Genomic DNA, 12,579 nt, shown 5'->3' with positions numbered 1-12,579 from the left:
AAAGCGCGCGCTATCGTTGCTTTATAATCGATAGTTCACGCGCGAATTTTTGAGGGGCGGACGCGGTTAGAATACGCGCTGCCCGATGTTCCCAGGACTCGAACATATGAAGACCACGTTTCTGGATTTCGAGCAGCCGATCGCTGAACTCGAAGCGAAGATCGAAGAACTCCGCTTCGTTCAGGACGATTCCGCTGTCGATATTTCGGAAGAAATCGAGCGGCTGTCGAAGAAGAGCCAGCAGCTCACGAAGGATCTCTACGCAAACCTGTCGCCGTGGCAGGTTTCGCAGATTGCGCGTCACCCGCAGCGTCCGTACACGCTCGATTACGTCAGCGAGCTTTTCACCGATTTTCATGAATTGCATGGCGACCGCGCATTCGCGGACGACCTCGCGATCGTCGGCGGCTTCGCGCGCTTCAATGGCCAGCCGTGCATGGTGATCGGCCATCAGAAGGGCCGCGACACGAAGGAACGCGCGCTGCGCAACTTCGGCATGCCGCGTCCGGAAGGCTATCGCAAGGCGGAGCGCCTGATGCGTACCGCCGAGAAGTTCAGCTTGCCCATTTTCACGTTCGTCGATACGCCGGGCGCGTACCCGGGCATCGGCGCGGAAGAGCGCGGCCAGTCGGAAGCCATCGGCCGCAATCTCTATGTGATGGCGGAGCTCAAGACGCCGATCATCACGACGATCATCGGTGAAGGCGGCTCGGGCGGCGCGCTGGCGATCGCCGTCGCCGATACCGTGATGATGCTGCAGTTCTCCACGTACTCGGTCATTTCGCCGGAAGGCTGTGCGTCGATCCTGTGGAAGAGCGCGGCGAAGGCGCCGGAAGCGGCCGAAGCGCTCGGCCTCACGGCGCATCGTCTTAAGGCGCTCGGTCTCATCGACAAGATCGTGAACGAACCGCTCGGCGGCGCGCATCGCGACGCGAAGGGCATGGCCGCGCTCCTGCGCCGCGCACTCGCCGATTCGCTGCGTCAGTTCCAGGGCATGAGCGTCAACGACTTGCGCGAGCGCCGCTTCGAAAAGCTGATGGCGTACGGCAAGTTCAAGGAATCGCTGCCGGGCGCGTAATCCGTTCCCGTCATCTTCGTCATCTCATCCATCACGAACTCTCGTGACATCCGATAACGAAACCCCGGCCGGCCGCCTCGTGTTACAGGCGGTGCGCGCGGCGGTTTCGGACGCGGACCTTTCCCCGGATTCACTTCTCGCGGTCGCATTGAGCGGCGGGCTCGACTCCACCGTGCTGCTCGACGCGGCCGTGAGTTGCTTCGGCGCGCGACGTGTGATCGCGCTGCATGTTCATCACGGTCTGAGTCCGAACGCCAACGCGTGGGCCGCGCATTGCGAGCGCTTTGCGGCGTCGCTCGGCGTGCGGTATGACGCGCGTCATGTCGATGTCGCGCGGACCGGCGGCGAGAGCCTCGAAGCCACGGCGCGCGACGCGCGTTATCGCGCGCTCGACGAGCTCTGCGATCAGCATGGCGCGGCGGCGCTGCTCATTGCGCATCATGCCGACGATCAGGCCGAAACCGTGCTGCTGCAACTGCTGCGCGGCGCGGGCGTCGCGGGCGTCGCGGCGATGGCGCCGCAACGTGCGGACGGCGCCGCGCCGCGTGTGCGTCCGCTGCTGCGCCTGCTGCGCGCGCAACTGGAGCAATACGCGCACGAGCGCGACCTGAGCTGGATCGACGACGAATCCAACGCCGACACGCGCTATTCGCGCAACGCGCTGCGCCATGACGTGCTGCCGATGCTCGCGGTGCATTTTCCCGGCTTTCGCGATGCCCTCGCGCGCACGGCATCGCATGCCGCGTCGGCGCAGCGGCTTTTGGATCAGCTTGCGCGCATCGATCTCGGACACGTTCAGAGCGCCGACGAAGAGGGCGCGCTCGTGCTCGACGCGTTTCTCGCACTCGACGACGAGCGCGCGATCAATCTCATGCGTTTCTGGATCCGCTCGCGCGGTTTGATGGCGGCATCGACGGCGCGCATCGCCGACATGTTGCGTCAGTTGCGCGATGCCGCCGCCGCGCGCGATGGCCACGCGCTGCGCGTCGATCATGCGGGGCACAGCTTGCGCGTGTATCGCAATCTGCTGTTCTGGGAAGCCGGCGACAGCGCCGATGCGCCCGATCTCGATGAAGGCGCGGCCGCGCTCAAAGTCGCGGCGGAACTGCTATGGCAGGGCGAAGAGGTGTGGCGTCTGCCGCAATGGCGCGGCTCGTTCGTGTTCGAGCCCGCTGATTCTTCCGCCGACGATGTCGTCGGGGAGGGCGTGTTGCGCGCCGCGCCGCTCGTTGCGCGTTCGCGTGCGGGCGGCGAGCGCATGCGCGTCGCGGCCGAAGCGCCGAGCCGCACGCTCAAGAACCTCTTTCAGGAGCGCGGCGTGCCGGCCTGGAAGCGCGATGTGCCGCTGCTTTTCATCGGCGAGGCGCTGCTGTTCGTGCCGCATGTCGGCGTGAACCGCGAGGCCGCGCCGAGCGCCGCGCACGGACCGCTGCGGCGCATTTCGTGGCGGCCGGATTTGCTGCTCGTGTGAGGCGCTTTGGGCAAACGTTGCGCCGAAGCCGGTAAAATCGCCGTCACCGGTGCCTCATCTTGTAATTTCAGCCTCGATCGGGTACGGTAACTCGTTTTCGCCCAAGCGCGTTTTTGCGCGGCATCTGCGTTCAAAAGACTCGATTTCGCCCGCAACGACGCATCCGCTCGCGTCGCTTATCAATGGCGCGAGCGTGCGAAGGGCGTGCGGCAGCGCCCGCGTATCGTAGCCGGCTTCGACATCCCCTGAAGCGATCGAGCGCGAGTCTCGAGCGTTCTCGCGTCAAAGCGCGTGAAGCGCGGTTTTCTCTCCAGTTCAAGAACGACAATGGCACTCATCGTACACAAATACGGCGGCACTTCGATGGGCTCGGTCGAGCGCATCAAGAACGTCGCCAAGCGCGTCGCCAAATGGCATAAGGCCGGCCACAAGATGGTCGTCGTGCCCTCGGCGATGTCCGGCGAAACCAATCGCCTGCTCGGTCTCGCGAAAGACATCAAGGCCGATCCGGACCCGCGCGAACTCGACATGATTGCCTCCACCGGCGAGCAGGTCAGCGTGGGCTTGCTGGCCATCGCGCTGCACGCGGAAGGCCTCGACGCCGTGAGTTATGCCGGCTGGCAAGTGCCGATCAAGACGGACAGCGCGTTCACGAAGGCGCGTATCAGCGAAATCGACGGCGAACGCGTGCTGAAGGACCTCGACGCGGGCAAGGTCGTGGTCATCACGGGCTTTCAGGGCGTCGATCCGGAAGGCCATATCGCGACGCTCGGACGCGGCGGCTCGGACACGTCGGCGGTTGCGATCGCGGCGGCGATGAAAGCGGACGAATGCCTGATCTACACCGACGTCGACGGCGTCTACACGACCGATCCGCGCGTGGTGGAAGAAGCGCGCCGGCTGGACCGCGTAACCTTCGAGGAAATGCTGGAGATGGCGAGCCTCGGCTCGAAAGTGCTGCAAATCCGCTCGGTGGAATTCGCCGGCAAGTATCAGGTGAAGACGCGTGTGCTCTCCAGCCTGACCGACCCGCTGATGCCGCTCGAAGCCGAAATGCACTCCGGCACCCTGATTACTTTTGAAGAAGACGAGAACATGGAAAAAGCAGTGATTTCTGGCATCGCGTTCCAGCGCGACGAAGCGCGCATCGCGGTCATGGGCGTGCCTGACAAGCCGGGCGTCGCGTATCAGATTCTCGGCCCGGTCGCCGATGCGAACATCGACATCGACATGATCATTCAGAACCAGAGCGTGAACGGCAAGACCGACTTCACGTTCACGGTCGGCCGCGGCGACTATCAGCGCGCGCTCGAAATCCTGAACAACCAGGTGAAGGGCCACGTCCAGGCCGAAACCGTGCTGGGCGACCCGAAGGTGTCGAAGGTGTCGGTGGTGGGCGTCGGCATGCGCTCGCACGTGGGTATTGCGAGCACGATGTTCCGCACGCTGTCGGAAGAGGGCATCAACATCCAGATGATCTCGACGTCCGAAATCAAGATCTCGGTGCTGATCGACGAGAAGTACACCGAACTCGCCGTGCGCGCGCTGCACAAGGCGTTCGAGCTGGATCGCGCGTAAGCGTGTAAGCGTGTGACGGAGATGTGAAGGCTCGCGGGCCTTCACATCGTTGCGGTTCGCTGAACGCGCGATTCCATATTGGCCGTTTCGAAAAAAATCGTCGTGTGAATTTGACCCCGGCCTGCGAACACGCTATTATCTCGATCTCGTTGCACTGCACTCCCGGTGCGGCGAAAAGTTTGGGAGACGTGGCCGAGAGGTCGAAGGCACTCCCCTGCTAAGGGAGCATCTGGCTAAAAACTGGATCGAGGGTTCGAATCCCTCCGTCTCCGCCAGTTGTCGTAGAAAGGCCCCGCAAGGTTAAAAACTTGCGGGGCTTTTTCTTTTTGCCGCGTTAGTCGGCGAAGTGCATTGCGGCGAAGTGCATTGCGGCGAAGTGCATTGCGACGAAGTGCATTGCGACGAAGTGCATTGCGACGAAGTGCATTGCGACGAAGTGCATTGCGACGAAGTGCATTGCGACGAAGTGCATTGCGACGAAGTGCATCGCTTCGTCATCCTTCTGAATCGTCGCCGAAGAGAACGCGAGCGTCGCCGCTCGCGCTCAGTCACATCCTTACTTCCCTGACGCGATCCGGTCCTCGATATGCTTCGCGCGCGCCGGCGACGACGGATGCGAACTCAGCATGCTCGACTTGCCGCCATCGATGGTCGCGAGCTTCTGGAACGCCGTGACCAGTCCTTTCGGGTCGTAGCCCTTCTTCTTCTGCGTATCGAAGGAGTAATCGTCAGCGGCCGATTCCTGCGTTTGCGAGAACTGCGCGTTGACGAATTTTTCCGACAGATCGCCGAGCTGCGACGCCGACAGGCTTCCGACCATACCGCCCGCCGCCGAAGCCACCGTGCGCGCCGCCGACGTCGCGTACGCCACCTGCATCGCTTTCTTCGTATGGCCGAGCGCGACGTGCCCCATTTCGTGCCCGACGACACCGCGCACTTCGTCATCGTTCATCAGGTCCATGAGGCCGCTGTAAACGCGCACGCAGCCGTTCGCCATCGCCCACGCGTTGACGTCCTTCGTCAGATAGACCTTGTAATTGACCGGCACGCCGTTGATGTTGTCGCCGAGCTGCTTCGAAATCTTGTTCAAGCGCTGGGTGTACGGGCTGTTGGCTGCCGCGACTTTGTTTTCCTTGTCGAGTTCGGCACAGGACTTGTCGGACAGCGTGCGGACATCGGAGTCGCTCAGCGACAGCGCCTGAGTCGCCATTTGCCCGGATTGCATCAATTGGTTCGGATCCATGCTGCTCATGCTGCTGCACGACGCAAGTGTGAACACAGCGGAGGCCGCCAGCGCGATGCGGAAGATCATCATAGTTTTACCTTTCGAATGTTGTTGTGATCGTCGTTCTGCGCAGAGTGCGCGAACGCAGCGAAATGCTAATGACAGTCGATTCGTAAGCTATTCGAAAATTCCGATTTTGTCGGCAAAAAAGATGAAAACGCCAGCGGAAACCGTGCATCAGTCGCGCACGGAACGCGAATCAATCGGTCGTGCGCCTGCAGGCGGCGCGCACGCGTGCGGCGACGGATGCGGCGGGTGCGGCGTCCATCGCGATCGAAGCCGCGTCCGGCAAGGCTTCGGCGGCAAGCTGCGTGAGCGTCTGTCCCGGCGGCATCTCGACGAACACCTTCGCGCCGAGTTCGGCGAGCGCGATCGTCGATTCGTGCCAGCGCACCGGATAGCGCAGATTGGTGGCGAGGTCTTCGCGAATGGCGTCGGCGCGACGCAGCACGCGCGCGCCGCGATTGCCGATGTAGGCGATGCGCGGCGCCTCGATCCGCACCTTGCTCGCCGCTTCGCCGAGCCGTTGCGCGGCGCTTTCCAGCAGCACGCAATGCGAGGGCACGCTCACGCACAGCCGTTCGGCGCGCCGCGCGCCGCGCGACAGGGCGATGTCGCGGACTTGCGCGAGCGCGGCGTCGCTGCCCGAAAGGACGATTTGACGCGGCGCGTTCAGATTGCCGATGTAGGCGTCGGCGCCGCAATCGGCGATCGCGCGGGCGATCTCCCTTTCGTTGAGCCCGAGCACGGCGAGCATGCCGTAGCCGCTCGGATACGCGTCTTCCATCAGCCTGGCGCGCAGGCGCACCAGTTCGAGCGCATCGTCGAAGCGAATCGCGCCGCACACGACCGCCGCGCCGAACGCCCCGACCGACAAGCCCGCGACGGCTTCCGGCTCGACGCCTTCCTCCGCGAGCGCGCGCGCCGCGGCCACGCCCGCGACGACGAGCGAAATCTGCACGGCGACGGTCGATTTGAGCGCGTCGGCGCTGTCGAGATCGCGGACGTCCGCGCCGAGCACATCGGATGCTTCGTCGAGCGTGCGGACGATCGCCGGATGCGGCTCGCCGCCGCCGAGCCGATGCAGAAAGCCCGGCGCTTGCGCGCCCTGTCCGGGAAAGAGATAGGCGATCATGCCGCTGCCCACGGATTCGCGACGAGGCGCGGGCCGTCGGCGTGCCGCAGCATGACGCGTAGTCCGACGCGCGCGAACTCCGCGAGCGAGAAAGCCGCGTCGCATGTTTCGATCTGCACGTCGATGCGCGTGTCTTCCTTCTGCGCCGCTTGCGAGAGCGCATCGAAGAGCGCCGATGCGTCTTCGCGGGGCAAGGGCGTCGGCGCGCGCACGACGATATCGAGGTCGCTGTCGCGCGTGATCGCCGGCATCGCGCACGCGAGCTCGAAGCCCGCGCTGCCGGCCGGGCCCCATTCGAGACCGCATCCGTCGATGATCGGCGCGACCGCGCGCAACAACGCGAACGCGGGCAGGTCGCGACGCGCCGGATCCGGCGCGCGCGTGCGCAGCGCTTCGGGCGTGAGCATCGCGTCGATGTGACGCGTCTCGATCCACGCGCCGAAGCGTTCGCCGCGCGCCATTCCGCGCACGCCGACGGGAATCGCAGCGCCGATGCGCGGTGCGCGCCGCACGACGACGAACGGCGCGCGCGCGAGCGACGCGGCGACCCACGCCGGCGCGTTGTCAAAGGCGGCCGTCCCGGGCGCGATCCGCAGCAAATCGTGCGGACGCGGCGCGCGCTCCATCACGCGGTCCATCAAACGCTCCACTGCTCGCGCATGCGCCTGCGCACCTCGATCGATGCGGCGCGCGTGCGTTTCGCATCGGCGGAAGCGAGCCGGTTCGACAGATCGCGCGGACCGTTGCGCGCATCCTTCACCGCCGCCGCGAGCGATGCCTTCACGCGCTCGATGTCGGCGGAAGAGGGCGCGTCGGCGTCGACGCCTTCGATCAGCTCGTGCAGCAAGCCGAGCTTCGCGTAGGCGCTCATCTTGTACGACATCGGCAGGATCGCGTCGCCGAGCGCGTCGAGGCTTTCGACGCTGCGCCGCGTAACGCGCGCCGCAGCTTCCTTGCCCATCGCGTGGACGGCCGTGCCGGGCGCGTCGAGCGCGACGATGCGATTCGCCTGATAGCCGTGCGCGAGATACGCGCCCGACATCGCCGGTCCGACGATCAGCGCGATCACCGGATGGCCCGCGAGCCGCGCGCTCGCGTAGGCATCGACGGCGGCGGCGCACGCGAGATGAATGCCGAGCAGTTCTTCGCGACGTCCGTACGCCTGGCTCTTCACATCGACGACGGCGACGATGGCGCGCTTCACCCCGGCATCGCGATCGGCGTCGATCGTTTCGCGCACGGCGCGTGCGAGCAGCCAGCCCTGTTCGAGGCCGACGACGTTATCGGTCGCGCGCGGAAAGCGGTTCTGCGGATCGGGCACGACGGCAAAGAAGCTCGCGCGTTCGCCATCGAGAGCGCCTTCGCGCACGCGGATCGGCCCGCGCTCCGATTGCGTCGACGCAGAAGTCAGCGCGTCGAGCCAGCGCTCGCCGCGGGAAAGTATGCCGGTCATGATGCGCCCCACAGTTTGCGCAAGGTGTCGGGATCGATGGCGTCGGGGTTGACGTCGGCGAGCCGCGCGATGAAGCCATCCACGTTCTCCGTGCGATGCCGCGGCGGCACGCCGCGCCTGAACGCCGCGAGCACGGCGTCGCGCACCTGCTCGGTATCGTCTTCGACGAGCGTGTCCGCAAGACCGACCGCGACGCGTTCCTCGCCGCCGATCATCGACCAGATGAGGCGCCGGTCGCCCGAATCGAGTTCCTCGATGCCCGCTTCCTGCTCGATCACCTCCGGCCCGTTCATGCCGAGGCGCGCCTGCCGCGTCATCACCAGCTCGGTACAGAGCGCGGCCGCGAGCGACATGCCGCCGAAGCAGCCGACCATCCCGCCGATCACCCCGACGACAGGCACATGAGCCCGCAGCGCGACGATCGCCGCCTGAATTTCGGCGATGGCCGCGAGCCCGAGATTCGCTTCCTGCAGGCGCACGCCGCCGGTTTCGAACAGCACGACGGGACGGATCGCGCGCCCGGCTTCGAATTCGCTCAAGGCCATTTCGAGCGTGGCGGCGATCTTCGCGCCGGATACTTCGCCGATGCTGCCGCCCTGAAACGCCGGCTCGATCGCGGCGATCACCGCCGGTTCGCCGCCGAGCATGCCGCGTGCGATGACCGCGCCGTCATCCGCCTGGCAGACGATGTTCTGCATCGCGAGCCACGGCGATTCGATGCGGTCGAACGGGCCGAGCAGTTCGCGGAACGTGCCTTGGTCGAGCAGCGCGTGCGCGCGTTCGCGCGCCGTCATTTCGATGAAGCTGTGCCGCGCGAGAAACGTGTCGTGCGCGTTCATGGCGTGTCTCCTTCGCTTTCGCTTGCTTCGACGGCTTCGTTGAGTCGCAGCATGACGACGCCGGGCGTCGCGCCGAAATCGTTCAGTTCGATTTTCGCCGCGCCGTCGTAGCGCTGGAAGAAGCGGTCGAGCACGCTTTTCCAGACATGGCCGTAGCCATCGACGCTCGTGCGGATCACCACTTCCGCGTTCGCGTTTTGTGACGGCGAAAGCAGCACTTCGAGATCGCCCGAGCCGACGACGCCCACGTGCGCGCGGCGCGTGACGGGCCGTTTGGCCGGATATTCGTATCGCATGTTTTCCATCGTTCGTTCCTCTTCAGGGCAAGCGCCTGAGACTGTCGAGAAAGAGTGTCGCCGCGAGCAGGTCGGCCGCGCCGCCGGGCGATGCGTTCAGCTTCATCAGTTCTTCGTGAAGCGCCTCGAGCGCGCGACGGCCCGCGACGCTCGCCGCTCCGCCGCAAGCGATCACATCGCTCGCGCCGCGTTGCGCTGCTTCGAGCGCGGGCATTCCGCCGCGATGCAGAAGACACGTATCGTCGAGCGACGCGATGATCGCGACGAGCGCATCGAGCCGCGCGTCGGATTCGTCGAGTCCGCTTGCGCGCGCGGCGTCCAGCGCGGGCAGGCCGACGAGCCGCGCGTGAGGAAAACCATCGCGCGCTTCGCCGCGTGCGCCCGCCACGCGGTAGCGTTCGCTGACGCGCGCACCGTGGCTCTTCGTTGCCGTTAGCGGCGCGTAGCGATCGTCGAAACGGGCGATCTTCGCCGCCGAGAAGCAGATCGCGCCGCTGTCGTCGGGCGCTTGCATCGCCGCGCCCGCGCACAGCAAACCGATGATCCAGATCGCGCCGCGATGCGCGTTGCTGCCTTCGGTTGCGCGCATCATCGCGGATTCGCCTTCGCGGCCGATGCGCGCCAGTTGCTCGCGCAAGATCTGCGACGGCTCCGCGTGCGACGCCGCGCGCGCGATCGCGAGAAACGTCGGATGCAGGGCGCGAGCGGAACGCAGCATCGTGTCCAGATCGAGATCGCGATGCGCGCCGCTGCCACGTTCATCGACGAGCGCGGGCTTCGGCGTGAGACGCGCCTCGGCGATCAGCGCATCGACGGCGCATTGCGCGATGAGCGGCGGCGACGCGACCGCGCGCGCAAGTTCGCGAAGAGCCGGCTTCATCACCAGCTCCGGAAGCGCGCGGGCGGCGCGTATAAGCCGCCCGACCACGCGACGAGATCGTCGATGCTGCGCGCCGCGAGCAGCGAGCGCTTGGCTTCGCCGCGCCGCACGCCCAGATCTTCCGGATACGCGACGATGCCGCGCCGTCTCAATTCCGCCGTCTTCGCGGGATCGGCGCGCATGCCGATCGGCGTCACGCCCGCGACCGCCGCGAGCGCGGCGCGGCGCTCGTCGACGCCTTCGGCCGCGTGCAGATACGCGATGCCTTCTTCCGTCACGACGTGCGTGACATCGTCGCCGTAGATCATCACGGGCGCGATCGGCATGCCGCTTTTCTCGCCGACGGCAATCGCGTCGAGCGCATCGACGATGGTCGGCTCGCCGCCTTTCTTGTACGTCTCGGCCGTCTGCACGACGAGCTTGTGCCCGCGCGCGATCTTCGGATTCGGGCCGTCGTCCTTCAGGAGCTTCAGCCACGCTTCGCTCGAATGACGCCGGCCGCGCGGATCGTGTCCCATGTTCGGCGCGCCGCCGAAGCCCGCGAGCCGCCCGAGCGTGACCGTCGACGAATTCGCGTCGGCGTCCATCTGCAAGGTCGAGCCGATGAAGAGATCGACACCGTATTGCCCCGCGAGCTGGCAGAACACGCGATTCGAGCGCAGGCTGCCGTCGCGGCCGGTGAAGAACACATCGGAGCGCGCCGCGATGTAGTCCTCCATGCCGACTTCGCTGCCGAAGCAATGCACGCTGTCCACCCAGCCGGATTCGATCGCGGGAATCAGCGTCGGATGCGGATTGAGCGCCCAGTTCGTGCAGATCTTTCCTTTGAGGCCGAGCTTCTCGCCGTATGTCGGCAACAGCAGTTCGATCGCGGCCGTATCGAAGCCGATGCCGTGATTGAGCGCCTTGACGCCATAGCGCTCGTAGATGCCGCGGATCGTCATCATCGCCATGAGAATCTGCAATTCGCCGATGTGACGCGGATCGCGCGTGAAAAGCGGCTCTACGGCGAACGGACGATCGGCCTCGACGACGACATCGACCCACGAGCCGGGAATATCGACGCGCGGCAGTTCGTCGACGATTTCGTTCACCTGCGCGACCACGATGCCATGCCGGAACGCGGTGGCTTCGACGATCGTCGGCGTGTCCTCGGTGTTGGCGCCCGTGTACAGATTGCCATGCCGGTCCGCCTGCACCGCGCACACGAGCGCGACCTGCGGCGTCAAGTCGATGAACATGCGCGCATACAGTTCGATGTACGTATAGATCGCGCCGATCTCCAGCATGCCGTCTTCGAGCAGTTGCGCGACGCGCAGGCTTTGCGGCCCGGCGAACGCGAAATCGACCTTGTGCGCGATGCCTTGCTCGAAGAGCGCGAGATGCTCGGGACGGCTGATGCTCGAGATCAGCAGATGGATGTCGTGCACGCGGTCCGGATCGAGCTTCGCGAATGCGCGCGAGAGAAAGTCCGCCTGCTTCTGATTGTTGCCTTCGAGCGCGACACGGTCGCCGGTGACGATGAGCGCACTCAACGCATCGACGATGTGCGCGGCATCGAGCACGGAGCCGTTCATCCACGGCTCGATCAGCTTAAGACGCCGCGCCTTTTCCTGCGCGCGCGTGTTCCAGTTGCGGGTTTCAGCGATGACGTCGTTCATTGGTCGGCCTTGACGGAATTCGATCGGGAAGATGCGCGGCGTTTCTTCTTCTTGACGTGGCTCGATTGCGCGAGCGCCTGGGCATCGGCGAGAAAGCGGTAGAGCAGGTCGCCCGTCGCGAGCAGATGGCGCGCGACGAGCGTCTGCGCCTGTTCGATATCGCGCGCGGCGAGGGCATCGAAGATCGCGCGGTGCTCGGCATCGGATGAATCCTTGTGGATCGGCAGACCGAGCTTCAGCCGCAAATAGCGTTCGCCGCGCCGATGCATCTGGCCGATCAGCTCCATCAGCCGAGGACGGTCGGCGGGCGCGTAGAGCGCCATGTGGAACTGCTCGTTGCGCACGACGTAGAGCGTCGGATCGGGCTCGTTCTCGGCGGCTTCGAGCAGGCGTTTCGCGTCGGCAAGCGTTTCGGGCGTGTGATGCGCGATCGCAATGCCGATCGCGAGACTTTCGAGCGATGCGCGAATCTCGTAGATCTCGCGCGCCTCGTCGGCCGATTGCAGACTGACGGCCGCGCCGCGATTCGGCTCGATTGTCACCCAGCCTTCGCTTTCGAGCTGGCGGAACGCTTCTCGCACCGGAATGGCGCTGACCGAAAACTGCCGGGCGATCGCGTCCTGCCGCAGCGGCTCGCCCGGCAACAGCGAGCCATCGACGATGGCGGCGCGCAGCGCATCCGCGATGAAGCGCGACGTGCTCTGGCGCGGTTCGAACTGCGCGTCGCGAAATGAGGCCGGAGTCGATCCGGCTGAGAGATCTGTCGGCATGGCTAGGTGAAAGTGCGGACTTGTCGTGTCTCGATGTTCAAATATTATATATAAAAACGCACACGGTACTTCGGTGCTTTCCCTAGACGCCATAACAAACATTTTTAACCGGCGCGTCGCTAATTCCTTTGGA

At 65.3% G+C, this 12,579-nt stretch carries 12 protein-coding genes and 1 tRNA gene; 4 read left to right on the top strand and 9 right to left on the bottom strand.

What is annotated here, in order from left to right; all coding sequences use genetic code 11:
* Positions 1-106 precede the first annotated feature (106 nt).
* The 4 genes from LDZ23_RS08800 to LDZ23_RS08785 all read left to right on the top strand — a co-directional run bounded on the left by LDZ23_RS08800 (position 107) and on the right by LDZ23_RS08785 (position 4,402).
* Complete coding sequence (locus tag LDZ23_RS08800) at positions 107-1,078, top strand: acetyl-CoA carboxylase carboxyltransferase subunit alpha (RefSeq protein ID WP_008341830.1); 972 nt, start codon at positions 107-109, stop codon at positions 1,076-1,078.
* A 43-nt stretch (positions 1,079-1,121) separates the two neighbouring features.
* Positions 1,122-2,549, top strand: coding sequence for a tRNA lysidine(34) synthetase TilS (gene tilS / locus LDZ23_RS08795; protein WP_244807421.1), 1,428 nt, complete (start codon positions 1,122-1,124; stop codon positions 2,547-2,549).
* Positions 2,550-2,876: 327 nt separating this feature from the next.
* On the top strand, positions 2,877-4,127 hold the full coding sequence (locus tag LDZ23_RS08790) for an aspartate kinase (RefSeq protein ID WP_175982697.1): 1,251 nt from the start codon (positions 2,877-2,879) through the stop codon (positions 4,125-4,127).
* A gap of 182 nt (positions 4,128-4,309) precedes the next feature.
* A tRNA-Ser gene (locus tag LDZ23_RS08785) sits at positions 4,310-4,402 on the top strand.
* Positions 4,403-4,683: 281 nt separating this feature from the next.
* On the opposite strand, the gene loiP is transcribed toward LDZ23_RS08785, so the two are convergent.
* The 9 genes from loiP to LDZ23_RS08740 all read right to left on the bottom strand — a co-directional run bounded on the left by loiP (position 4,684) and on the right by LDZ23_RS08740 (position 12,446).
* Complete coding sequence (gene loiP, locus LDZ23_RS08780) at positions 4,684-5,442, bottom strand: metalloprotease LoiP (protein ID WP_033535773.1); 759 nt, start codon at positions 5,440-5,442, stop codon at positions 4,684-4,686.
* Positions 5,443-5,611: 169 nt separating this feature from the next.
* A complete protein-coding gene (mdcH, locus tag LDZ23_RS08775; protein ID WP_244807420.1) occupies positions 5,612-6,547 on the bottom strand; it encodes a malonate decarboxylase subunit epsilon in 936 nt (311 codons plus the stop codon).
* Complete coding sequence (locus tag LDZ23_RS08770; protein WP_244807419.1) at positions 6,544-7,185, bottom strand: malonate decarboxylase holo-ACP synthase; 642 nt, start codon at positions 7,183-7,185, stop codon at positions 6,544-6,546. The genes mdcH and LDZ23_RS08770 overlap by 4 nt, the downstream gene beginning before the upstream one ends.
* Positions 7,185-8,000, bottom strand: a complete 816-nt coding sequence (mdcE, locus tag LDZ23_RS08765) for a biotin-independent malonate decarboxylase subunit gamma (RefSeq protein ID WP_244807418.1) — start codon at positions 7,998-8,000, stop codon at positions 7,185-7,187. The genes LDZ23_RS08770 and mdcE overlap by 1 nt, the downstream gene beginning before the upstream one ends.
* The gene (locus LDZ23_RS08760) at positions 7,997-8,839 is read right to left on the bottom strand and encodes a biotin-independent malonate decarboxylase subunit beta (RefSeq protein ID WP_244807417.1); all 843 of its coding nucleotides are present in this window, start codon (positions 8,837-8,839) and stop codon (positions 7,997-7,999) included. The genes mdcE and LDZ23_RS08760 overlap by 4 nt, the downstream gene beginning before the upstream one ends.
* The gene (locus tag LDZ23_RS08755) at positions 8,836-9,144 is read right to left on the bottom strand and encodes a malonate decarboxylase subunit delta (protein WP_244807416.1); all 309 of its coding nucleotides are present in this window, start codon (positions 9,142-9,144) and stop codon (positions 8,836-8,838) included. The genes LDZ23_RS08760 and LDZ23_RS08755 overlap by 4 nt, the downstream gene beginning before the upstream one ends.
* 13 nt (positions 9,145-9,157) lie before the next feature.
* Positions 9,158-10,015, bottom strand: coding sequence for a triphosphoribosyl-dephospho-CoA synthase (locus LDZ23_RS08750; protein ID WP_244807415.1), 858 nt, complete (start codon positions 10,013-10,015; stop codon positions 9,158-9,160).
* Positions 10,015-11,676 (bottom strand): malonate decarboxylase subunit alpha, encoded by a 1,662-nt coding sequence (mdcA, locus tag LDZ23_RS08745; RefSeq protein WP_244807414.1) that lies wholly within the window; start codon positions 11,674-11,676, stop codon positions 10,015-10,017. Before mdcA ends, LDZ23_RS08750 begins: the two co-directional genes overlap by 1 nt.
* A complete protein-coding gene (locus tag LDZ23_RS08740; protein WP_244808122.1) occupies positions 11,673-12,446 on the bottom strand; it encodes a GntR family transcriptional regulator in 774 nt (257 codons plus the stop codon). Before LDZ23_RS08740 ends, mdcA begins: the two co-directional genes overlap by 4 nt.
* Positions 12,447-12,579: the final 133 nt, after the last annotated feature.

Source organism: Caballeronia zhejiangensis, from assembly GCF_022879815.1.
Classification (GTDB): Bacteria; Pseudomonadota; Gammaproteobacteria; order Burkholderiales; family Burkholderiaceae; genus Caballeronia; species Caballeronia zhejiangensis.
This window is presented reverse-complemented; position numbering and strand designations above follow the sequence as displayed.